The sequence below is a fragment of the Serratia sp. PL7 genome (genome assembly GCF_945957435.1).
Window position 1 is genome coordinate 103,119 of record NZ_CAMFLB010000023.1, and the last position, 23,293, is coordinate 126,411.

Genomic DNA, 23,293 nt, shown 5'->3' on the forward strand with positions numbered 1-23,293 from the left:
TGGCGTGCCGAGCTAAACCAGTCAGGTTATTTAACCTGCATGGTATCAATAATTCGCTGTACCAGGGCATGATGTAGATCCGGTGTTTTAGCTGGCGTTAACAGTTGCAACGTCACGACCCGTTTATTGAACACCGTCAACACGATGGTGGAAACCAGTTTTTGCCCGTTGACCGTCTGTTCGGTATCCAAACGATGGAACTTCTGCTTACCGACGGTGAAATTCTCTTCTTTGGTTTTCTTGATGTTCTGATAGCGGTCGGACAGTTCGGTAATGATACTTTGCGTCAGCTCTTTGAGCATCGCATCGCTGGTATTGATCTTCATGTTTGCTGGCGGGATCACTTCCGAAGCGACGGTGCGCTGGCGCGATTTGCTGTCGAGGAACAGCTGAATGGTCGACTTGTCGTCGTTGATGATGCCGCTCAGCTTGGTCTGATCGCTGAAACCCGGCGGCAGTTCAAAGGTGATTTGGCCTTTTTGCAGCGAGACGTTCAGGCCGGGGGCGGGCTTGGGTTCTTCCACCGGTGGCGCTGGGGCTGGCGTTACGGGTTGTGTCACAACCGGTTTTGGCGCGGGGGCGGGGACTTCCGGCTTTTTGCTGTCCTGGTTATCGCAGGCTACCAGCCCGGTAAGCAGCACGGCCAGCGCCGCGCCTTTGGCAAGGGTCTTCAACATCATGTCTTCCTTTCGCGTTACGCGTCTTGACGTAACGGTAGCAACTCGCTTCCCGGTTTGCCAGATGTCTATTCTGATATTGGCGGTAATCCATGGGCAGGTTCAGCTGAGGGAATAGGCTACTCTTCATACAGGTTAGTGCTCATTTGGCCGTAACAATCCGCTTGATAACGCATAATGCTTCATTAATGTGCGCAACCTATCTTGCGTATCACGCACATTAATGAAAAAATCGCCGGATGGAAACCGAAAAAAAACTCCCCAAAGAAATCGATCCCACCGTGGGTCGTAACATCAGGCACCTTCGACTTAAGAAGGGGCTAAACATTGCCGATCTCGCTAACGCGGTGAGCAGTGATGTAGGCAATATTTCACGCCTTGAGAGGGCTAAGCAGGGCTATAGCGATGAAATGATCAGAAAGATTGCTGATTTCTTTGGCTGCCCGGTTGCCGACCTGTTTAAGGCCGATCTCCCCTTCGGGCACGCATCAATAGAGTCTGATGTGCAGCCCACCAGGCTAAAAGCGACAGTATGGGAAGATGGGGAACAAGACAACGAAGAGTTTGTAGAAATACCGCTGATCGATGTTCATTTCTCTGCAGGCAGCGGATGTATGGAGCTGACTGAAGAAGAAGAGTTTGCCCTGATTTTTCGCCGCTACTATCTACACAAGCTGGGCATTTCAACCACGGCAGCAAAACTCGTTCGTGTGATCGGCAACAGCATGGAGCCACGTCTGGCCGATGGCGACGTTGTAGGAATAAACACCGACGACACCAGGATCAGGGATGGCAAAGCCTATGGCATACGCCATGGCGATTTATTACGCGTTAAATACCTGATAGAACAGCCCGATGGCGGTGTAGTGATCCGTTCGATGAACCGCGAAGAATTTGCTGACGAACAGCTCTCATATCAGCAAAGAAAAGAACAGCTAGTGATCCTTGGCCGCGTTTTCTGGTCATCTTCCACCTGGTAATCCCTTTTTAGTCCCCCATAATCCTACTCACTTAACCCAGCAAGGTCTCTTGCTGGGTTTTGTCCGTTATACGACACCGAGTGTAGACCCTACATCCAATCAAAAACCCACGCATAAAATCACGCAAAAATAGTTCATCAAACATTTCAATACGTTAGATAAATGCGCATCAAACCTCGCAAATATGCATTTGACGCATTTGCGCATAATGCATATGCTGTATGCATAAACAGTATTTCTGGTAGAAAACCACACAGGCAGACGCATCGGGTGAGCGACGTAATCACCCACCGACCCCGAACAGGGACCGATCGGTAAGCTCTTTATGGAAAAACTGTTTTAAACAGCCACCGTCAATACGAAATGGCAAAGGCAAAAACGTGCAGATGGGTCAACAACCCCTTTGCACCCTCTGCATTTAGTGTCAATTGCTGCCATTCGGCGGAGGGAAAATGAATGAATAACAGCTCTGAACCCGGCTATTTGACCCCGCGGCAGTCACTCCAACCGGATGATCTGGCGTTGGAGCAATTACTGAGCCGGTGGGTATGCGGCGTTTCAGGGTTACCGCCCGAGTCGGTACTTTTACGTTGGCAACCTGATCAACCTCCCCAGCCCGCCACCAATGTGGATTGGTGCGATCTGGGGGTGATGACGCTGACTACCGATAACGCCCCAGCCTTGGTCAATCAATCTGATGACAGCCTCGAACTCTGGCGGCACGACGGCGTGGAAGTGGAGATCAGCTTTTATGGTCCTAATGGTCAGCGCTTTGCACGCTTGTTCCGCGACGGCCTGGCCCTCCCGCAAAACAATGTCGAACTGAACGCTGCGGGCCTGTCATGTGAGTCCTACGGCCCTGTTGTATCGGCCCCCAAGCTGGTCAATGACCAGTGGTTACGCCGCTACGACCTGCAAGTCCAGTTGAACCGCAAAGAAATCCGCGAATACGGCGTTAAATCGCTGGTGGCCGCGCCTGTTAAATTTTTTGGAGAATAAAACATGTCACTACAGGGATTACCCGTATCCAATATTGTCAATGCGACAATCAATATGAGCGCTCGTGCCGCGCAGTCGCGTAACTTTGGGGCATTGTTGGTGGTCGGTTCCTCACCGGTGATCGATGCTGGTGAACGGATCCGCGCCTACAGCGATATTTCGGGGGTGGCCGCCGACTTCGGCATGAACACGCCGGAGTATGCCGCCGCCAACTTGTACTATCAGCAATCGCCACGTCCGGTCACGCTCTATATTGCGCGCTGGTTGGAGTCTGACACGGCTGCCGTGCTACGCGGGGCCCAGTTTACCGCAGAACAAAAAGCCCTCAGCCGTTTTACCGCGGTAAAAAATGGGGCGATGAAAATCACCATTGACGGCACCGCCAAAACGCTGAGCGCACTCGACTTTTCGGCAGAAACCAACCTCAACGGGGTCGCAGCCAAACTGAGTACTGCGCTGGCTACGGCTACAGTGACCTGGAACGGCAACCGGTTTATGGTGACATCAAAGACCAATACCGCCGCATCCGCTGTCACCTTTGCTACCCCTGGCACTGCCGGAACCGATTTATCCGAATTACTGGGCCTGACGCAAGATACCGGGGCACGATTGATCCCCCGCCAAGAGAAAGAAACTATTCAGGCCTGTATCGCTGAACTGGCAAACCTCTCTACCGCCTGGTACGGCCTGGTTATCGCGGATAGCGACCTGAGTGATGATGATGTGCTGGCCGTAGCCGCATTTATCGAGGCTGATGGCGTATCACGTATCTATGGCCATACTCTGCTGGATCCCGCAGGGCTGGAAGCCTATCTACTCACCGAGCGCAGCCTGGTTATCCAGTCAGAAGATGAGAATGGTCTACTGGTAGAACCTACCGGCGCTGGCACCCCAGCCAATCTCTCAGCCTTTAGCGCCGACGCTGACATTATCAGTAAGCTGAAAGCAGCCAAGTTTTCGCGCACCTTGGTGCAATATTCCAGTACCACCCCTTATGCTGCCGCTTCGCTGTTTGGCCGCGCCTTCAGCGTCAATTTTAACGGCAACAACACCACCATCACCCTGAAGTTTAAGCAGCAGCCGGGCATCGCAGCCGAGACATTAACTCAAACGCAGGCAAACGCTCTGTCCGCGAAAAACTGCAACGTATTTGTGAACTACAACAATGATACGGCCATTATCCAACCAGGGGTGATGTGTAACGGCGACTTTATCGATGAGCGCCACGGGCTGGACTGGTTGCAGAACTTTGTCCAGAACAACCTGTTCAACCTGCTGTACACCAGCACCAGCAAGATCCCACAGACAGACTCCGGTGTGACCCGTTTGCTGACCAACGTAGAGGCCTCACTGGCACAGGCCGCCAATAACGGCTTGGTGGCACCAGGCGTCTGGAATGGTGGCGCGGTGGGTATTGTGCAACCTGGGGATACCCTGACAAAAGGTTACTACACCTATGCAACCCCAATCGCCGAGCAGGCACAAGCCGATCGTGAAAAACGTCTCGCCCCAGTGATCCAATGTGCGATCAAGCTGGCTGGCGCAGTGCATTTTGCCGATGTGATCATCAATGTAAATCGCTAAGGAGCGAACATGTCTACTTACAGCTTTATTGACGTATCGGCCAGCCTGGTTGGCCCAACAGGCGTTATCGACCTCGGTTATGGCTCAGCCACCTCAGATGAGGGGATCACCATTTCAATGGCGGAGGCCAAAAATACCATGACCTCCGGTGCTGATGGCGAGGTTATGCACAGCCTACATGCGGGTAAGAGCGGCACGCTCACGGTCACCTTGCTCAAAACCTCACCCACCAACAAAAAGCTCTCTCTGGCCTATAACGCACAGAGTCAGTCGTCGGCATTATGGGGCAATAACGTGATCACGGTACGCAACAGCGCCTCTGGTGATACCACGGTAGCCCGCAGTGTCGCATTCCAGAAACAGCCCGATCACGCCAATGCCAAGGTGGGTAATACCGTTGCCTGGGTATTCGACTGCGGCAAGATTGATCAACTGCTTGGGGAGTTTTAACGGTGGAGTTTGAACTGAAAGAACATCACTACCGGGTAGCGAAAATGGACGTTTTCACCCAGTTCCGCTTATCCCGTAAGCTCCTCCCTATGTTGATGGGCGTGGTGGGGGATCCTCAGGGCGCAAAAAGCGGCAGCACCAGCATGGAGAGCCTACTACCCAAAATGGCAGAGGTGATTTCAAGCATGAGCGACGAGGACTGTAACGCCGTGATTTATCCTTGCCTATCTGTCGTCTCACGCCAGAACGGCAAAACATGGTCGCCGGTGTTCTCACAGGACGTGCTGATGTTTGACGATATCGACATGATGGACATGTTGCAAATTGTCGGCCGCGTCGTGGGGGATGCGCTGGGGAGTTTTTTGCCTACAACCCGCGCCAACGAGATGGACATCCTGCCAGTGGGTTAACCCTGGATGTCTTGACCGGTGGTGAAGACTGGATCCTACGCCCGGTTGATGCCGGGCTTATCCCCTATACCGCCCTCAAAGACGGTGCCGTTGATCTGGGCGATATCGCCCTGATGAACGACTACCTCGATCTCAAAGCAGATAACGCGGCGCGGATTGATAAATGGAGAAACGATCATGAATCCTGATGCGATGCGGGGTTTGTTAATCGGCTTTGATGAAACGACGAGCACCCGCGTGACACAAAGGCTGGAAGATATGACCCAGCAAGTCAGGCAGTTGGAAACGGTCATGAGTTCTTATGATATGCATGATCTTTTCCTCAACCCTGACTTTGCTGTGGATCAGACGGGGGCAACCCGCCTGGTCCAAACGGTGCAAGACATCACGGATAAAGCCGTGAAAATGGGGGCTGCGGTACAAACCATAGCCCTTGAGGTGGTAGCTTTCACGGTCAAAATAGCCAGCAATCTGGATCAACTCTATTTCGCCGCCCAACGTACCGGCGGCAAGGTAGAGGGGATTGAGAGCATCAATTATGCAGCCTCACAGGTTGGCGCATCCGCGCCAGCCGCACAGGGTTCACTGGCAAATTTCACGCGTTTTTTGCAGCACTCACCCGATGCGGAAGGCTATCTGCAACGCCTCGGGGTACAAACGCGTGATGCGCAACAGCTCCCACTCAGCCCGGAAAATGTGTTCATCAGGTTAGCCAATCGTCTGAGTCAGATGCCCGTGGACAGCGCCAATCAGCATGCTCAGGCAACCGGTATCAATGAAGATACTATACTGGCCATGCGTAATGGTTTGGGCCAATACAGTACCAGGTACAACGAGATGGCAAAAGCCATCGGCTATAACGCCGAGCACTCCGCGCACCAAGCCAACCAGTTTATGACCGCAATACGCGATTTGACCACGCAGTACGGCATGGCGCAAAACAAAATCGGGGGTGAACTTGCCGGTGGCCTGGCTGTGGAGGTTGAGCGGTTCCGGCGCGGTATTATTGATCACTGGCCACAGATTGAAAAAATCCTTGATAGGCTAACCAAAGGCATACTGTGGCTGGCCCATAACATCAGGATCCTGGTCATGCATGCCATCGATGGCATCAGCTCACTGATAGATTGGTGGGAAAAGCTGGATGATGGCACCCAAAAGATGCTTGCCGGTGCTGGTGCACTGCTGGTGGCCTGGCGGCTGTTGAACGTCGCGTTTATGACCACGCCTTTGGGGATGATCCTGGCACTCGCCGCTGGATTACTGGTGCTGGTGCAGGATTTTCAAGCCTGGCAAGAAGGGAGCGAAAGCCTGATTGATTGGGGAAGATGGGAACCTCAAATCAATTACGCCAAGAAGGGCCTGAAAGAGATCGGCGAGAGTTTCATCCCCGTAGCGGACAATGCCGGTGAATTGTTGAAGGCGGTAGGCGATCTGGTGGTAAAACTTGGCGAGATGGCAGGGATCGACCTGAGTAAAATTTCGCTAAGATCGATTTCTGACGGGATTATTGACAGCATCAAAACGGCAAACGCGCTGCTTGCAGCCTTAATACACTCGCTCACGTTACTGGTAAAAGGTGATTTTGACGGAGCCTTCAAGTCGCTGAAAGATATTGTGCTCGATGATAAACTTTTGGGTTTCGCACCTAGCGAAAAATTGGGGAAATTTGTTACTGATAAATTGCTTGACCAGATAAATAATATTGAATTGCCCTCTTGGCTCCCCTTGCCATCAGTGGAATCAATGCAAGAAATATATCATCGGATTGGGGAAACCATGACCCCTTACAATAACGGAATGATGTTCGGCGCAGGGCGATGGAATACCGGGCCTGCTGTTAATCAAAAAACATATATTACCGTTAACGGTTCCAGCAGCCCGCAGGAAACGGCATTTTCCATCGCCGATCGGCAGGTTGATGTCAATGCCCGGCTGACGCATCAAATGCAAAGGGGTATAAGCTAATGGATATGCTATCGGTTTTATTTTCGCAGCAAAAACGGCGCATTGGTGCCATCGTGCCAAGCGTCGTCATTTCTGAACGTCACTCCGATGTGCTGGAAATCACCGAGCATCCCGTGGAACAAGGGGCGCCGATTAACGATCACGCCTTTAAACGGCCGGCTGAAGTCACCATGGCGCTGGGCTTTGCCGGTGGCGGATCGCTGCTGGACGTGGCAGACACCACCAGAATGTTTGATATGAACACCGGGCTATCCATGGGCACCTCCCCACGTGACATCTATCAGCAACTGCTCAAACTGCAAAATGACCGCCAACCTTTCGATGTGACCACCGGCAAGCGGCACTATAAAAATATGCTGCTGCGCTCTCTTGATGTCACCACGGATAATCACAGCGAAAACGTGCTGATGTGCGTATTAACCCTGCGGGAAGTGATTATCTCACAAACGTATACCAATGCGGTTGCCCACAAAGAGAATATGGCGGCAGGGGTTAGCACGTCCCCAGTTCACAACACGGGGATGAAAGCACCTATTCCGGCAAATAAAGCCTTGGTTCGCGATGCCATCAATAAAAATCAGGGTGCGTTACAAAGGGGAGCCAGATGAATATACAGGAAATTCCGCTCACCCCGATCAACCAGCAATTTAGCATCTCGCTGGGTGGGCAACTAGTGAATATGCGAATTAACTGGCGTGATGACGCCGGGTGGATATTGACCTTGATAGGTAGCACCGGGGAAACGCTGGCTAATGGTATCCCCTTGGTTCCAGAAGTTGATCTGCTGGAGCAGTATGCGCACCTGGGCATTAACGGTTCCTTGTGGGTGGTTAACGACATCGCCGCAGGCGAATACCCGACCAAAACCGATCTTGGCATCACTAGCCATTTATATTTTGTGCAGGGGGAACCATGAGACAAAACTGGATACGCCACTTCGAGCTACAGTTGCTGAATAATAATGGCGTGGGCGTTAATCTGTCGGAGTTCAAGGTTACCTTCAAGATTGAATGGCATGATATTAATCAGCCCCGCATCGCGACCTATATTAAGATATATAACCTATCGTCGGATACCACCAACAATATTATCGGCAACGAATATTCGAAGATCCGCATTATCGCAGGCTATAGCGGCATTGCACCAGATGTTGACGCTAGCCAGGTGGGGGTGATCCGGCCAGTGGACCCAACCCAAAGCGGGCAACGGGATGGGCAAAACTTCGGGATGATATTCAGCGGTGACATTCGTTTTGCCATTACCGGCAGGGATAATCCGACCGATACCTTTGTGCTAATCCAGGCGATCGATGGGCATAACGCCTTTATCAACTCAACCATCAGCCTAACGCTGGCCGCAGGCTACACGCTGGAAGATGAGTACAATATTCTGGTAAACAACCTCGCACCGTTCGGTATTGTTTCCGGCTTCAGGCCCGTTTTTCCTCTGTCACGCTCGCCACGTGGCCGGGTATTCCACGGCATGACGCGGGACTACCTGGATAATATTGCCTACCAGTGCAAGGCAAGCTGGCAGTTTGTCGATGGCCGCCTGGATATGGTGCCAAAAGATCAGGCTGCCCATCCGGCCATTGTGCTTAATAGCCAAAACGGCCTGATAGGGATGCCGCAGCAGACTATGGGGACAGGGGTAAACGTGCGTTGCCTGATTAACCCGAATATCCGGCTTAACGGGTTAATTCAGCTCGATCAGGCCTCGATCTATCGCATCGAACTGCCTGAAGATGCGATCCGAGCCGCCAAGAACAAGATCGGCTCCGTCGAAACAAACGGTATTATTACCACAGAGATCCCAACCACAAACTCAGACTCAAACGCGGAAAATCGCCCCGCTAGCCTTGCCACCGATGGGGTCTATATAGTACGGTCTATCACCATAACAGGAGACACGCGCGGCCAGGCTTGGTATATGGATATGATGTGTCAGGCGCGTGGAATTACTACCCAGCCATCGAAGCCTTACTTCGACAAAACGGAGTGACAATGAAGAATTCGAGTCGACTTTTATTTATAATCATTTTTTCCTTTTTTGGATTCAATGCACATGCAGCTTTTCAATGTGCAGGCTGGAAACTGACAGGAAATGATGATGGCTGGGTTCGGATAAATGGTGAAAAAGTCACATCGCAGAAAGTAACAGAACTGGGAGCCAAAGGTGATGGGGCTAATACTAAATGGAGCATGGGTCTCATGCCATCCCGTGATGGCAATATGTATGGCTTTGAATTTATCAAACGTGATGGCAAAGTCTGGCTTAACGTTCAACTACTCCGCGCTAGCATGAATGCTCCGCGAATTATCGGAACATTCGACTGCGTAAAAGTTAAAGACTGATGCTAATATAAGCTGGTTATCTCCTAACTCAGCAGACATACGCGGCTAGGACTGGTATATGGAAATGATGTGTGAGGCGCGTGGAGTAGCTGACATAGTTAGTCAGAGTACAATGCAGAAAACAAACTATTGAGGTAGGGATGAAACAGATTTATGGCGCGTTTTTTTTAATGTTTTCATTTTTGCCACTTCATGCCATAGCCGATTCTCAGTGTGGCGACTTCAAAATACATTGGTCAGAAGATGGTTGGGCCAGGGTTAATGGTGCCAAACCAGAGTCTCAAAAAGTTACCTTTCTAAAAGATAATGGTGACTACAACAACGTAAAAATACAGTGGGTAATAGCTACCGACCAACCGGGCGATGGGTCGGACTGGAGTTTATAGGGCGTGATGGTAAGGCAATTCTGAACACTCAGCAGCTCCGCGCCAGCATGGACGCCCCAAAGATTTTTGGAACGTATGACTGCGTAAAAATTAAAAACTAAGCGAGATCAACTCGTTTATATCGAATCGTTCTGCCTAACAGGACGATTCGAGTCGCCAAGAACAAGATAGGTTTCGTCGAAATGGGTAGCATTATCAATATAATAAGTGACATACGCGATTAGGCTTGGTATATGGATATGATGTGTGAGGCGCGTGGAGCGGAGAATTTACTGGATAACGCAACAAAAAATAGGACGGCTTAAATGTTGAAGATGGTGGTACCTCTTGCTTTGATATTTATTTCTTCTTCGTGTCTAGCTGATACTCAATGTGGACCATTTTTGATTACTCCGGGGCCTGACGATGGTTGGTTTCGTGTGAATAATGCAAAACCAGAATCTCAGAAAGTTACCTTTCTGAAAGCAAAAGAAGATTACGACAACATCAAAATAGCGTGGACCATGGCAACCACTCAGCCAGGGCTATGGCTTGGTATGGAATATATAAAACGTGATGGCCAGGCAATTCTTAACACTCAGCTACTCCGCGCCAGCATGGATGCCCCTAGAATTTTCGGAACATACGACTGCGTAAAAGTTAAAGGCTGACAGCAAGGTAAGCGACGCAACAATTTTAAAACCCGGAGCATAATGGAAAAGCTATTTAGATTATTAATTATTTCATTCTCTTTGCTTGCGCCCAGTGCTGCTTTTTCAGCGGGAAAGCCGTATATGAGGTGTGGCGATTTTGTGTTTTCAACCAGCGGTAATAACGATGGTTTTGTTCGTATCAATGGCGCAAAACCAGATTCGCAGAAGATAACCTTCCTGAAAGCAAAAGAAGATTACGACAACATAAAAATGGAATGGACCATGGCAACCACTCAGCCAGGGCTATGGATTGGTATGGAATACATAAAACGTGATGGTAAGGCAATTCTGAACACTCAGCAGCTCCGCGCCAGCATGGACGCCCCAAAGATTTTTGGAACATACGACTGCGTAAGAATTAAAGACTCAGCGAGATAACCCGTTTGGTTTAACTCTCGGCGCTTAAAAAATAATGCTGACCCGGCCATTGTGCCGGGTTTTTTTATGGGAATTTGTGATGACAATATCCACTGAATCAATGACCGGTCAGCTTTCTGAAACGCTCAGGGCTGCCACTAACGGGCTATCTAGCCAATTACGCGTCTGCCTCCCCGGTATCATACAATCTTTTAATCCGCAAGATGTTACCTGCGTCGTGCAGTTGGCGATCAACGGGCAGGACGGCGATAGCTCCATTATGTTGCCGCTGATACCCGATCTACCGGTGGTTTTCCCCCGCGGCGGCGGCGTCACGCTCACTTTCCCCATTGCTGCTGGCGATGATTGCATGGTGGTGTTCTGCGATCGTCGCATCGATTTCTGGTGGCAGAACGGCGGCGTCCAAGAGGCCGTAGCCACACGCCAGCACGATCTCTCCGATGCTTTTGTGATCGTTGGCCCGCAATCCCAGACGCAGAAAATCAGCGATATCAGCACTACGGCGGCTCAGTTGCGCAGTGATGATGGCAATACGGTGATCGGCATCAACCCCACCAGCGGGGCCATTTCTGGGACGGCACCAGGGGGATTCGATCTGAACGGTTTAAAAATCCTGCCGGATGGCCGCCTGCAATTGGTGGGAGGCGTCATAGTCGATAGCCACGTACACGGTGGTGTCGAATCCGGCGGCAACAGTACCAGGGGGCCACAATGAGATACCGACGCGAAGATTCAGACGGCGATTACGTTTTTGGCAGTGGGGATAACAATTTCCTCACCAATTCTCCTGAAGCGATCGCGCAAGCGGTAAAAACCCGCTTTGAGCTGTGGCAGGGGGAATGGTTTCTAGATGACCGCGAGGGAACCCCCTATAAGCAGGAGATACTCGGCAAACATCAATCTCCCATCTATCAACTGGCGATACGCGAGCGCATCCTCACGACACAGGGAGTCACCGAGATCGAAACCCTCGAGATCCAATTCGACACCGGCTCACGCCGGATCGCCTTTACTGCCACCCTCAACACACTCTACGGAAAAATCACCGTTAACAGCGAGGCATAATGCTAAATCTCAATACGCTTGGGCTGGCGGCCACCATTGATGCCAGCGGGATCGGTGCGCCCGATTATCAAACCATACTCAGTACGCTGACGGGTTATTTCCGGCAGATATACGGCGAGGATGCCTATTTAGAGGCAGACAGCAAAGACGGACAAATGCTGAGTATTTTCGCCCTGGCCCTGCATGACGCCAATAACTCGGCGATTGCAGTGTATAACAGCTTTAGCCCGGCAACGGCGCAGGGGCGAGCGCTGGAATCCAACGTCAAGATTAACGGCATCAAGAAAAGCGCCGCATCCCGCTCTACCGTTGATGTGCGCGTCACCGGTCAGGTGGGCACCATCATCGCCAATGGCATCGTACGCGACAGTTCGGGGAATAGTTGGAGCCTGCCACCCACGGTGGTTATCGGGCTAAATGGTGAGGTCATTGCGACGGCCACCAGCCGGGTCGATGGCGCAATCATTGCCCTGCCTGGGGAAGTGAATGCTATCGGCACACCTACCCGCGGCTGGCAATCGGTCACCAACCCGGCGGCGGCCACCCCGGGCCGGGCAATAGAAACAGACGCAGACTTGCGCATCAGGCAATCTCAGTCTGTCGCACTGCCCTCACGTACCGTGCTGGATGGCATCTTGGGCGCTATTACTTCTCTGCCAGGCGTGAAACGCGCACGGCCTTACGAGAATGACAGCAACCAGCCCGATGAACACGGCATTCCCGGGCATTCAATAGCTATCGTGGTCGATGGTGGGGACGCAAAAGCGATCGCCAGCACTATCGCCCTGAAAAAAACGCCAGGTGCCGGGACTTATGGCACGACGTCGATCGCGGTTAAAGACAAAAACGGCATGACGCAGAACGTCAATTTTTTCCGTAAAGCCGATGTGGCAGTTTATGTACAGGTCGAATTAAAACCGCTGATGGGTTACACCTCTGATATTGGCGAAGAGATTAAGCGCGCAATTGCCGATTATATTAACAATATTGATATCGGCGAACCGGTCAGAATACATCGGCTGTATCTACCGGCTAACTTGAATGGGGCTGAAAACCGTGCAACCTTCGACTTGGTGGGATTAACCATCGGCACATCGCCTGGGGCATTATCAGGAAACAACGTAGCTGTCGCCTTTAACGCAGCGGCTATCAGCCATAATGACAATATCATCATCAAGGTGACGATATGAGTGAGACTAAATATCAGCGTCTCATTACCTCCTATCACAAAAGCAAACCCCGGTTTTATGACCATATCAGCCTGATAACCCATCCGCTAATTAACCTCCAACGTGTGACCAACGGCCTGCTTGGGGATTTTGATCTTGATGCTGCTGTGGGTAACCAGCTTGACGTGCTAGGACTGTGGATCGGCATCAACCGGGAGGTTGTGACACCAATTGTGGACTACGGTATTGAGCCAACAAAAGGCTCGCTACGTTTGGATGATGAGACTTACCGCACCGTTCTGCGAGCAAAAATACAGGCTAATCACTGGGACGGCACCCTGGAAACCCTTGATGGGATTTATCAAAGCATATTTACCGATGGGCAAGTGAAGGTACTGGCGATAGATAACTTTGATATGACCATGACCATCTATTTCTTTGGTGGTGATATCTCTCCGGTGCTGAGGGCGGTAATCAAATCCGGCTATCTGGATGTGAAACCCGAAGGGGTAGGCGTCAAATATGTCATTGCTGACGCACCTTTATTTGGTTTCGATTTGAATAATGAATTTACTTACGGCTTCGATTCTGGAGCCTGGGGAATATTGCTAGGGGCATAAAATGGCTAAGAATGAAATATTGCCTTTCGGGGCAGCAGCAGGCGCAAACGTATTAACACCGAAAGATTACGAGACGCTGTCCTCGCGTTTAATGGGTTTCTCGGCGGGGATTGCGGAATCAAAACAACTGAATACGGTATGGCGACAGTCATCCATTATCGCCAACCTGATGGCACAGTTTATTGCGGACAAAAGCGGTAAGGATGTGCTGGATAATGGCGATATGGTCACGCTACGAGCTAACCTGGAAGCCGCGCTGAAAGCGTTTATTACCGCGAATATCGACAAAAACGAGTTTTTACTCAAAGCCAATAATCTGTCAGATATCGTAGATAAGGCGGTTGGCCGCGCCAATCTGGAGCTTGCCGGTATCAAAATCACCGGCAGTACCGCAGGCTCGAATGCGGGTGTCGGTACCCCCGTTGCCTCAGGTAAAGCCTCCGTCGCAATAGGCGAGAGAAGCTCAGCCAGCGCAGAAAACGCAACTGCGTTAGGCAGTGGGGCTACAGCCTCAGCAACCAACGCCACGGCAATAGGCCCGTCGGCATCGGCCTCTTTTACCAACAGTACCGCGATTGGCTATGGTTCAACCACCACCAGAACCAATGAAGTCTCATTTGGGGCAGCCGATAAAAAACGCGTTTTGGCAAACGTTGCCCCAGGGACCCAAGACAGTGATGTGGTGATCCTGGGGCAACTTGCGCAACTGATGGCAAAAATCTGCCCACATTCAATCGGTGATGTGATTTTCAGGGCGACTGCAACCAGTCCGCAAACGGACTACCCTGGCACCAGTTGGGTGAGATTACCTGCCGATGTCATGATCCGCACCGCGAACATGGCCGCATCCAATATTCTGCAAACGGGCGGGCGAGACAGTGTGACCCTCTCTATCAATGAGATGCCAGCGCATACTCACGATCTGCAGGCATACCCATCAAATACCGCGCTCGATGGGGGTACCTCAAACCGTCGCAGCATAGACGCTGGCAACTCACAGCTTGATAGCCAAGTGATTAAATCGGCTGGTGGCGGTCAGGCATTTTCTATTCTGAACAGCCATGTCACCGTGGTCGGCTGGCGGCGTACGGCTTAAGCTGGAAACTCATAACAATCCCCCTATTTTGGCATACAGCACCGCCTGCCTATCGCCGCGTTATATAACCCCCATTGCCAGTTGCAACAGATGGAGAATTTGTAAATGTCTGAAGGTATCAAGATATCTGATTTAGAGCGCGCCAATGCGCTGACGGGTAATGAACTGCTGGTTCTTTGCCAAAAAAATAACCAGGGAGAGTGGGAGTCTAAAAATCTCCCGCTGGAAAGCGTCAGGGATATTATCCCCTCAGGTATGCCAGGCGAGCCTGGCAAACAGGGCACCACAGGAGCGAAAGGAGAGCCTGGCCCCATAGGACCAAAGGGCGAACCAGGCCCTGCGGGAGAAGATGGTGAGGGTGCGATTACCGATGTTGAGCCAACAACCAATCTCAATACGCTAATCACGGGCGGCGTTTATCGCTTACCCGGTGGTGTCAACGCCCAGGCATCGTATAACTTAAATTACCCGTTCGGTGTCGAACCTGGTTCAGAAACCATGATGTACGTCTCGTTAACCAATGCCTTCGGGGGATCGTACATCACACAGGTTTTTTACGGTACTCAGTTCACTTCAGATCCAGGCCCTTTTGTGAGAACCAGGGCAACTAACGGAGCATGGGCAGCTTGGAGCCGGGGTATTGATGAGGGCACGTTTAAAAATCAGGGTGTGCGGCAACTCAATATGTCGCAGAACAACCTGCAGGTCCATAAGCCAGGTAGTGGCACCAGTTCTGTGTGGTATTACCAAGCCCCCAACGGGACAACGAGCAATCCCAATCCTAAAACTACCCCCACCGATAACGAAGGCATAGTGTTAGGCCTTAAAAATCCCTTTGCGAAACCCATGCAAGGTGTCTTTAGCGGCATAGCCTTGGCGGTAGATTCAAACGGTAGGGCATTTACCAACGTTGACCGGCAGAATATTGGCACAACCGAAGCCCCTGCCGATTTGAACTGGCGTGAACTGGTATCCGTACCGATCAAAAATCTGGTGGAAATTCCGGACGCCACCGCCGCAACTCAGGTTGAAACACTGAACAAGATCTTGGCAGTGATGCGGACTGCTGGAATGATAAAAAAATAGCCTTGATTGGCCGGGGAAAACCCCGGCCTAACTTTAATTCCCGGCCAGATTAGCGCCTACATCACTCCCCAGGGAACAGGAACGGGTTGATACTGCTGCGCGCAAAGCCTTCCTCTTCCATCTTGGCATCGAGGATAAGCGAAGCCAGATCGTCAGCCACCGCCTCGACCTTCGGGTCCTTCTCCTGATAGAGGATCTTCAGGTAGGTGCCACAGTCGCCACAGCTTTCCGCTTTCACCGCGGCCTGCTCACTTTCCAGTGACCAGTAGTTGAGATCGCCGGTTTGCTCGCAGTTGCTGCATTTCACCCGCACCACGTGCCATTCGCTCTCGCACAGGTTGCAGTGCAGATAGCGCAGGCCGTTCACGGTACCAAGATGCACCACGCTGGAAACCGGGATACTGCCGCAAACCGGGCAGAACTGGCGATGCTCGCCGTACTCGGCCCGTGCCTTGCCAGGGATCTGGCTGGCCATCTGCGCCCAGTACAACGACAGCGCCGCCCAAAGGAACGGGGCTTTGTCGCTGCCTACTTTGGCAAACTCGCCTTTCAGCAGGGCGCTGGCCAGCAGCTCCAGCTCATGGGACGAGGATTTCTCCAGGTTATCCAACACCGCCAGCACGTGTTCCGGTGCCTGCGGACGCAGTTCTGCGATCAGCGATGCCAGCAGCTTGTGCCAGTGTTCGCTGCGTGGATAGACGCTGATGTCCAACGGCGGCTTACCGCTAGCGGCGCTCTGAGTCAGCGTTTCACCGAGATCCAGCTCCAGCGGATTATCGTGGCAAGCGTTGTTCTGCGCTTGCGCAATGCTGGCAGCAAAATTGAGATAGTCACCCAGCGGATGGTCTACGGCCAGCTGCTGCAGACGTTCGGCTCGGCGGGTATAAAGGCTCTTCAAGTTGGCGAAAAGTAACGGCGGAATAGTTTCCGCCGTTGAAGACTTTTCACGCTGTGCCCCTAACTGCTCTTTAGGAACGATGCGGATACTCATCTGGGTTTGTCTTCCTGTTGTTTCTCGCGGACCTCACGGTACCAGCGCGGATGATGCTTCTTGGCCCAGGCAGCCGGCACCCAACCTTCCACCATCGCGGTAATGGTGCCTTTTACCCACAACGCGGCGTAAATGTGCACCATAATCACGATGATCAACCCCACCGCTGCCAACGAATGCACCACCAACGCGATGCGGATCAGCGGAATGGAGAAGGATGGGGCAAAGTATGGCCGCCAGATAACGATACCACTGGCCAGCAACAGCACCAGACTGATGATCGCCGCCCAGAATACGCACTTCTGACCGAAATTATAACGCCCAGTGTCACCCACTTCCTCATTCATGGCGATTTTGTGGATGTTTTTCGCCCAGACGATATCTTCCCGGTTGATCAGGTTGTGCTTCCAGTAGCGCAGGAACATCAGCAGGAACGCGACGAACATCAACACCCCGGTGAAGGGGTGAAGGATGCGTGCCAGCTGTGGTGTACCAAAGATATTCATCAGCCAGTTAAAGGATGGGAACAGGAACCCCAGCCCGCTGACGGCGGCAAAAATAAAGCAGAACGCCACAATCCAGTGGTTAATCCGCTCCGGCGCGCTATAGCGCTGAATTGGCTTTTCCTTCCTCATTTGCGCGTCTCCTCATCATGATGCTCGTCCTTCGGATCCTGCTCTTCCTCTTCTTCAACGCGGTTTGGCCCCACGCCAACGTAGTGGAAGATACTGGCCGCGAAGGTGGCAGCAAACCCGATGGCGGCCAACGGCTTCCAGACCCCTTTCCAGAAGGTCACCGCCGGGCTGATGGTCGGGTTATCCGGTAAACCGTGATACAGCTGCGGTTTATCGGCGTGATGCAGTACGTACATCACGTGGGTGCCGCCCACGCCAGCCGGATCGTACAGACCGGCATTCTGGTAGCCACGGGTTTTCAGTTCATCGACACGTTCCGCCGCGACATTTTTCATCGCTTCTTTGGTGCCGAAGTGGATCGCCCCGGTCGGACAGGTTTTCACACAGGCCGGTTCCTGGCCAACGCCAACGCGGTCGACGCACAGGGTACATTTGTACACCCGGTTATCTTCCGCATTCATGCGTGGCACGTCGAACGGGCAACCGGCGATGCAGTAGCCGCAGCCGATGCAGTGTTCGGACTGGAAGTCGACGATGCCATTGGCGTACTGGATGATGGCCCCTTCCGATGGGCACGCCTTCAGGCAGCCCGGATCGGCACAGTGCATGCAGCCATCCTTGCGGATCAGCCACTCCAGCTTGCCGTGCTCCTCAACTTCGGAGAAGCGCATCACCGTCCACGATTTGGCGGTCAGATCGGCGGGGTTATCGTAAACCCCGACGTTGTGCCCCACTTCATCGCGGATATCGTTCCATTCAGAACAGGCCACCTGGCAGGCTTTGCAGCCGATACAGGTAGTGACATCGATCAGCTTGGCCACTTCTTCCTGGTGATCGCGCGCGCGCGGTGCCGGGGTGAAGCCATTGGTGGCGGATTTACGAATGATGTCTTGAGATTGCATTGCCATAATTCGTCTCCGTTACACCTTTTCCACGTTAACCAGGAACGCCTTGAACTCTGGCGTTTGCGTATTGGCGTCGCCGACAAACGGCGTCAGCGTGTTGGCGATAAAGCCCTTCTTCGCCACCCCTTCGTAACCCCAGTGGATCGGGATGCCGATGGTGTCCACGTCCTGGCCATTTACCTGCAGAGTACGAATACGTTTGGTCACCACCGCCTTGGCCTTGATATAGCCACGGTTGGAGCTGACTTTGACCGTATCGCCCTGCTTGATGCCTTTCTTCTCTGCCAGCTTCTCGCCAATTTCGATGAACTGTTCTGGCTGAGCGATGGCGTTGATCAACGCGTGTTTGGTCCAGTAGTGGAAATGTTCGGTCAGGCGATAGGTAGTACCGACATACGGGAACTTGTCGGATTTGCCCATCGCGGCCAGATCGTCTTTGAACACGCGCGCCGCCGGGTTGGACACCACGTTCGGGTGCAACGGGTTGGTGCCGAGCGGCGTTTCAAACGGCTCGTAGTGTTCAGGGAACGGCCCTTCCGCCAGTTTGTCGAGGGCAAACAGGCGGCCCATGCCTTCCGGCTGCATGATAAACGGCCCGACGTCGCTGCCCGGTGCGGCGGCGCTGTAGTCCGGGATATCAACCCCGCCCCACTTGGCACCATCCCACTCCAGCAACTGGCGTTTGGCATCCCACGGTTTACCCGCTGGATCCGCAGACGCACGGTTATACAGGATGCGGCGGTTCAGCGGCCATGCCCAGGCCCAGCCCAGCGTGTTGCCAAGGCCCGAAGGATCGGCGTTATCACGGCGCGCCATCTGGTTGCCCGCTGGCGTCCAACTGCCTGCGAAGATCCAGCAGCCACTTGCCGTGGTGCCATCATCACGCAGGTGCGCGAAGGTGCTCAGCAGTTCGCCTTTCTTCGCCAACACTTTGCCGTCTGGATCGAGGACATCCGCCAGTGCCCGGCCGTTGCTCTCCATCGCCACTTCTTCTGGCTTCGGATTTTCCGGGGTCAGATAATCCCAGGACATGTTCAGCAACTGCTCAGGGACCGCACCGCCGTCACGGGTGTACATTTCGCGCAGGCGCATCAGCAGCCCCGCCAGAATTTCACCGTCGTTCAGCGCTTCCCCTGGGGCATCGGCCCCTTTCCAGTGCCATTGCAGCCAGCGGCCAGAGTTAACGATTGAACCGTTCTCTTCGGCAAAGCAGGTGGACGGCAGGCGGAATACCTCGGTCTGGATTTTCGATGGGTCAACGTCGTTGAACTCATCGTGGTTCTGCCAGAAGTTGGCGGTTTCGGTGTTCAGCGGATCGATGGTCACCAGGAACTTCAGCTTGGCCAGCGAGGCCACCACTTTGTTCTTGTTCGGGAACGACGCAACCGGGTTAAAGCCCTGGCAGATATAGCCATTCACTTTCCCCTGCGACATCATCTCGAAATACTGCAGCACGTCGTAGCCTTTGTCCCACTTCGGCAACCAGTCAAAGCCCCAGCTGTTATCTTTCTGCGCTTTGTCGCCGTAGAAGCTCTTCATCATGCTGACGAAGAATTTCGGGTAGTTGCTCCAGTAGTTTACCTGGCCCGGCAGCAGCGCCTTCGGCGTGTTCGCTTTCAGGTAGGTCTCCAGATCGGCCTGCTTCTCGGAAGGCAGCGTCATATAGCCCGGCAGGCTTTGTGACAGCAGACCCAAATCGGTCAGCCCCTGGATATTGGAGTGACCGCGCAGGGCGTTCACGCCACCACCTGCCATGCCCATATTGCCAAGCAGCAACTGGATCATCGCCATGGTGCGGATGTTCTGCGCACCGACCGAGTGCTGTGTCCAGCCCAGGGCGTAGAGGAACGAGGCCGTCTTGTCGTTGGCGCTGGTTTCGGCGATATATTCGCACACCTTGAGGAAATCCTCGGTTGGCGTACCGCAGATGTTGGTGACCACCTCTGGCGTATAACGGCTGATGTGCTTTTTCAGCAGGTTCCACACGCAGTTCGGGTCCTGTAGCGTAGTATCACGCTTGGCGAAGCCGTTCTCGTCGAGCTGGTAATTCCAGGTGGTTTTATCGTATTTGCGATTATCCGCGTCGTAGCCGCTGAACAGGCCGTCGTCGAAGGTGAAGTCTTCCCGCACCAGCAGGCTGGCGTTGGTGTAGGCGTCCACGTATTCGCGGTTAATCTTGTTATTGGTGATCAGGTACAGCAAGACGCCCGACAGGAAAGCTATGTCGGTACCTGAACGGATAGGCGTGTAGAAATCCGCCACGGATGCAGTACGGGTAAAGCGCGGATCGATGACGATCAGCTTGGCTTTATTATGAATTTTGGCTTCCATCGCCCAGCGGAATCCCACTGGATGCGCTTCTGCCGCGTTCCCACCCATGACGATAATTAAGTCGGCGTTCTTGATATCAACCCAGTGGTTGGTCATCGCACCGCGACCAAATGTTGGAGCAAGACTTGCTACCGTTGGTCCGTGTCAGACACGCGCCTGGTTATCTACGGCAAGCATGCCGAGAGCGCGACTAAATTTTTGGGTCAGCATACCGGTTTCGTTGCTGGAGGCCGAAGCACACAGCATCCCGGAGGAGAGCCAACGGTTCACCGTTACGCCAGCGGCGTTGGTGGCTTCGAAGTTGGCATCGCGGTCTTCTTTCATCAGTTTGGCGATGCGGGTGAAGGCGTCGTCCCAACTGATGCGTTGCCACTTGTCCGAGCCTGGAGCGCGATATTCTGGGTATTGGAGACGGCTTTCGCTGTGGATGAAATCCACCAGACCTGCCCCTTTCGGGCACAGTGCACCACGGTTTACCGGATGGTCTGGATCCCCTTCGATATGGAAGATGCTCTCTTTGGCGTTTTTGGCGCCATCACCAAGGCTGTACATCAACAGCCCACAGCCGACGGAACAATACGTGCAGGTATTACGGGTTTCACGGGCGCGCAGCAACTTGTACTGCCGGGTTTCCGCCAATGCCACCGCCGGGCTAAAGCCCAGTGCGGCCACCGTGGTTCCTGCCATACCGCCAGCGCAGATCTTAAAGAACTGCCTTCTGCTGACCTGCATGGGGGGTCTCCTTTCTCTCTCGTGTTGTCACATTGTTTCAAATGACGCTTTCCCCCTTAAAGCGGGAAGCGCTAAAATCACTATTCTTATGTGGGTATTGGCCAAATGGGCCGCAACGGCGCCGCAATAATACCATAGCAGGCGTAGGGTTGTTACAAACAGGTGCCAGGAAAGTGAACAAAATTAACCAAGAGCAGCCCACAAATGTGAACGCGCTCACGGGCCTGATCCAGGCTCCGGTGTACCAGCGCGGGCAACTGACCACCACAGAGCAAGATTGGCTCGCCGAAGAGGTGCCGGTCGCGCTGGTGTATAACGGTATTTCTCACGTGGTGATGATGTGTACGCCAAAGGATCTTGAGGCGTTCGCCCTCGGTTTTTCCCTCTCGGAAGGGATTATCGACTCACCACGGGATATCTTCAGTATAGAGGTTAATCCCACCTGCAACGGCATGGAAGTACAAATCGAGCTTTCCAGCCGCCGCTTTGCCGGGCTGAAGGAGCGCCGCCGGGCGATGGCGGGCCGCACAGGGTGCGGCGTTTGTGGCATTGAACAGTTGGCGGATATCTTCCGGCCGGTCACACCACTGCCCTTTACCCAGACCTTCTCGCTGGCCAATCTCGATCGCGCCCTCAGCCAGTTGCGCCAGGTGCAGAACGTCGGCCAGTTGACGGGGTGTACCCACGCCGCAGGTTGGATCTCACCGCAGGGTGAACTACTGGGCGGCTGCGAAGACGTTGGCCGCCATGTGGCACTGGACAAAATGATCGGCATACGCGCCAAACAGGGCTGGCAGCAAGGGGCGATCCTGGTTTCCAGCCGGGCCAGCTACGAGATGGTGCAAAAATCCGCCATGTGCGGCGCCGAGATCCTGTTCGTGGTGTCTGCCGCCACCTCGCTGGCGGTGGAAATCGCCGAGCGCAGCAACCTGACATTGGTTGGCTTTAGCAAGCCAGGCCGAGCAACGGTGTTTACTCACCCGCAGCGTATTACCGATTAATCCCTAAACCACACAGTCTGTAGGGCATTGATAATCATTTTCAATATCATTTAATTAATTATAATGCATCATACTGCTTACGCGGTGCTCACATTTTGCGCCGCCCTACACTACTGGAGATGATGATCATGAGTTATTCACTGCCATCCCTACCTTACGCTTACGACGCACTAGAACCGCATTTCGACAAGCAGACGATGGAAATCCATCACACCAAACACCACCAGACCTATGTCAACAACGCCAACACCGTGCTGGAAGCGTACCCTGAGCTGGCTTCGCTGAGCGTAGAAGAGCTGATCCAGGATCTGGATAAAGTCCCTGCAGACAAGCGCACCTTTATGCGCAACAACGCAGGCGGCCACGCTAACCACAGCCTGTTCTGGAAAGGTCTGAAAACCGGCACCACGCTGGGTGGCGATCTGAAAGCCGCTATCGAGCGCGATTTCGGCAGCGTAGAGAAATTCCAGGAAGAGTTCGAGAAAGCCGCCGCCACCCGTTTCGGTTCTGGCTGGGCTTGGCTGGTGCTGAAAGGCGACAAACTGGCCGTGGTATCTACCGCTAACCAGGACAGCCCGCTGATGGGCGAAGCCGTCTCCGGCGCTTCAGGCTTGCCAATCGTTGGCCTGGACGTGTGGGAACACGCTTACTACCTGAAATTCCAGAACCGTCGCCCTGACTACATCAAGGCATTCTGGAACGTGGTGAACTGGGACGAAGCGGCCAAACGCTTCGCCGAAGCCAAGAAATAATTTGGCTTATCTCCGATGATGCCCGCTGATGC

26 protein-coding genes and 1 pseudogene are annotated in these 23,293 nt (G+C 53.1%); 22 read left to right on the plus strand and 5 right to left on the minus strand.

Annotation, left to right across the window (positions count from 1 at the left end):
* Window positions 1-26: 26 nt before the first annotated feature.
* Entirely contained in the window at window positions 27-677 is a 651-nt protein-coding gene (locus N6G83_RS43610; protein WP_260524175.1) for a DcrB-related protein, read from the minus strand.
* A gap of 239 nt (window positions 678-916) precedes the next feature.
* Between N6G83_RS43610 and N6G83_RS43615 the strand changes: the two genes are divergently transcribed.
* From N6G83_RS43615 to N6G83_RS43710, 20 genes and pseudogenes are all read left to right on the plus strand, one after another.
* The gene (locus N6G83_RS43615) at window positions 917-1,657 is read left to right on the plus strand and encodes an XRE family transcriptional regulator (RefSeq protein ID WP_223500593.1); all 741 of its coding nucleotides are present in this window, start codon (window positions 917-919) and stop codon (window positions 1,655-1,657) included.
* A 456-nt stretch (window positions 1,658-2,113) separates the two neighbouring features.
* On the plus strand, window positions 2,114-2,656 hold the full coding sequence (locus N6G83_RS43620; RefSeq protein WP_161713242.1) for a hypothetical protein: 543 nt from the start codon (window positions 2,114-2,116) through the stop codon (window positions 2,654-2,656).
* 3 nt (window positions 2,657-2,659) lie between these two features.
* Entirely contained in the window at window positions 2,660-4,240 is a 1,581-nt protein-coding gene (locus tag N6G83_RS43625; protein ID WP_211136100.1) for a DUF3383 domain-containing protein, read from the plus strand.
* Window positions 4,241-4,249: 9 nt separating this feature from the next.
* Window positions 4,250-4,690, plus strand: a complete 441-nt coding sequence (locus N6G83_RS43630; protein ID WP_161713244.1) for a DUF3277 family protein — start codon at window positions 4,250-4,252, stop codon at window positions 4,688-4,690.
* Between the two features lie 2 nt (window positions 4,691-4,692).
* Window positions 4,693-5,100, plus strand: a complete 408-nt coding sequence (locus N6G83_RS43635) for a phage tail assembly chaperone (RefSeq protein ID WP_161713245.1) — start codon at window positions 4,693-4,695, stop codon at window positions 5,098-5,100.
* A gap of 11 nt (window positions 5,101-5,111) precedes the next feature.
* Window positions 5,112-5,288: a DUF6889 family protein gene (locus N6G83_RS43640; protein ID WP_161713246.1), complete on the plus strand. Its 177-nt coding sequence runs from the start codon at window positions 5,112-5,114 to the stop codon at window positions 5,286-5,288.
* Window positions 5,278-7,068 carry a lytic transglycosylase domain-containing protein gene (locus N6G83_RS43645; RefSeq protein WP_211136101.1) on the plus strand — a complete coding sequence of 597 codons (1,791 nt, stop codon included), beginning with the start codon at window positions 5,278-5,280 and terminating at the stop codon, window positions 7,066-7,068. Before N6G83_RS43640 ends, N6G83_RS43645 begins: the two co-directional genes overlap by 11 nt.
* Complete coding sequence (locus N6G83_RS43650; protein ID WP_161713248.1) at window positions 7,068-7,676, plus strand: phage baseplate protein; 609 nt, start codon at window positions 7,068-7,070, stop codon at window positions 7,674-7,676. The genes N6G83_RS43645 and N6G83_RS43650 overlap by 1 nt, the downstream gene beginning before the upstream one ends.
* Window positions 7,673-7,984, plus strand: a complete 312-nt coding sequence (locus tag N6G83_RS43655; RefSeq protein ID WP_161713249.1) for a phage baseplate plug protein — start codon at window positions 7,673-7,675, stop codon at window positions 7,982-7,984. The genes N6G83_RS43650 and N6G83_RS43655 overlap by 4 nt, the downstream gene beginning before the upstream one ends.
* The gene (locus N6G83_RS43660; RefSeq protein ID WP_211136102.1) at window positions 7,981-9,069 is read left to right on the plus strand and encodes a hypothetical protein; all 1,089 of its coding nucleotides are present in this window, start codon (window positions 7,981-7,983) and stop codon (window positions 9,067-9,069) included. Before N6G83_RS43655 ends, N6G83_RS43660 begins: the two co-directional genes overlap by 4 nt.
* A gap of 2 nt (window positions 9,070-9,071) precedes the next feature.
* A complete protein-coding gene (locus tag N6G83_RS43665) occupies window positions 9,072-9,422 on the plus strand; it encodes a hypothetical protein (protein WP_211136103.1) in 351 nt (116 codons plus the stop codon).
* A 140-nt stretch (window positions 9,423-9,562) separates the two neighbouring features.
* Window positions 9,563-9,909 (plus strand): annotated as a pseudogene (locus N6G83_RS43670) (hypothetical protein).
* 204 nt (window positions 9,910-10,113) lie between these two features.
* Window positions 10,114-10,458: a hypothetical protein gene (locus N6G83_RS43675; RefSeq protein WP_260524173.1), complete on the plus strand. Its 345-nt coding sequence runs from the start codon at window positions 10,114-10,116 to the stop codon at window positions 10,456-10,458.
* Between the two features lie 42 nt (window positions 10,459-10,500).
* Window positions 10,501-10,878: a hypothetical protein gene (locus N6G83_RS43680; protein WP_211136104.1), complete on the plus strand. Its 378-nt coding sequence runs from the start codon at window positions 10,501-10,503 to the stop codon at window positions 10,876-10,878.
* Window positions 10,879-10,978: 100 nt separating this feature from the next.
* Entirely contained in the window at window positions 10,979-11,593 is a 615-nt protein-coding gene (locus tag N6G83_RS43685; RefSeq protein ID WP_237657403.1) for a Gp138 family membrane-puncturing spike protein, read from the plus strand.
* Window positions 11,590-11,943: a hypothetical protein gene (locus N6G83_RS43690; protein ID WP_161713255.1), complete on the plus strand. Its 354-nt coding sequence runs from the start codon at window positions 11,590-11,592 to the stop codon at window positions 11,941-11,943. Before N6G83_RS43685 ends, N6G83_RS43690 begins: the two co-directional genes overlap by 4 nt.
* Window positions 11,940-13,133: a baseplate J/gp47 family protein gene (locus N6G83_RS43695; protein WP_211136106.1), complete on the plus strand. Its 1,194-nt coding sequence runs from the start codon at window positions 11,940-11,942 to the stop codon at window positions 13,131-13,133. Before N6G83_RS43690 ends, N6G83_RS43695 begins: the two co-directional genes overlap by 4 nt.
* Window positions 13,130-13,732: a DUF2612 domain-containing protein gene (locus tag N6G83_RS43700; RefSeq protein ID WP_260524174.1), complete on the plus strand. Its 603-nt coding sequence runs from the start codon at window positions 13,130-13,132 to the stop codon at window positions 13,730-13,732. Before N6G83_RS43695 ends, N6G83_RS43700 begins: the two co-directional genes overlap by 4 nt.
* A gap of 1 nt (window position 13,733) precedes the next feature.
* Window positions 13,734-14,828, plus strand: a complete 1,095-nt coding sequence (locus N6G83_RS43705; protein WP_211136176.1) for a hypothetical protein — start codon at window positions 13,734-13,736, stop codon at window positions 14,826-14,828.
* A 105-nt stretch (window positions 14,829-14,933) separates the two neighbouring features.
* On the plus strand, window positions 14,934-15,914 hold the full coding sequence (locus N6G83_RS43710) for a collagen-like protein (protein ID WP_202629183.1): 981 nt from the start codon (window positions 14,934-14,936) through the stop codon (window positions 15,912-15,914).
* 61 nt (window positions 15,915-15,975) lie between these two features.
* Here N6G83_RS43710 and fdhE read toward each other — a convergent pair whose 3' ends face one another.
* Genes fdhE through fdnG form a run of 4 tightly spaced genes read right to left on the minus strand, consistent with a single transcriptional unit; the run spans window position 15,976 to window position 21,508 of the window.
* Complete coding sequence (fdhE, locus tag N6G83_RS43715) at window positions 15,976-16,905, minus strand: formate dehydrogenase accessory protein FdhE (RefSeq protein WP_024527317.1); 930 nt, start codon at window positions 16,903-16,905, stop codon at window positions 15,976-15,978.
* Window positions 16,902-17,540: a formate dehydrogenase cytochrome b556 subunit gene (gene fdoI, locus N6G83_RS43720; RefSeq protein ID WP_024527318.1), complete on the minus strand. Its 639-nt coding sequence runs from the start codon at window positions 17,538-17,540 to the stop codon at window positions 16,902-16,904. Before fdoI ends, fdhE begins: the two co-directional genes overlap by 4 nt.
* Complete coding sequence (gene fdxH, locus N6G83_RS43725) at window positions 17,537-18,448, minus strand: formate dehydrogenase subunit beta (protein WP_021807291.1); 912 nt, start codon at window positions 18,446-18,448, stop codon at window positions 17,537-17,539. The genes fdoI and fdxH overlap by 4 nt, the downstream gene beginning before the upstream one ends.
* 12 nt (window positions 18,449-18,460) lie before the next feature.
* Window positions 18,461-21,508 (minus strand): formate dehydrogenase-N subunit alpha, encoded by a 3,048-nt coding sequence (fdnG, locus tag N6G83_RS43730; RefSeq protein WP_211136177.1) that lies wholly within the window; start codon window positions 21,506-21,508, stop codon window positions 18,461-18,463.
* A gap of 173 nt (window positions 21,509-21,681) precedes the next feature.
* Between fdnG and fdhD the strand changes: the two genes are divergently transcribed.
* Together fdhD and sodA are read left to right on the plus strand one after the other, a co-directional pair.
* Window positions 21,682-22,509 (plus strand): formate dehydrogenase accessory sulfurtransferase FdhD, encoded by an 828-nt coding sequence (gene fdhD / locus N6G83_RS43735; RefSeq protein ID WP_037434388.1) that lies wholly within the window; start codon window positions 21,682-21,684, stop codon window positions 22,507-22,509.
* Between the two features lie 128 nt (window positions 22,510-22,637).
* Window positions 22,638-23,261, plus strand: coding sequence for a superoxide dismutase [Mn] (gene sodA / locus N6G83_RS43740; RefSeq protein ID WP_024483271.1), 624 nt, complete (start codon window positions 22,638-22,640; stop codon window positions 23,259-23,261).
* Window positions 23,262-23,293: the final 32 nt, after the last annotated feature.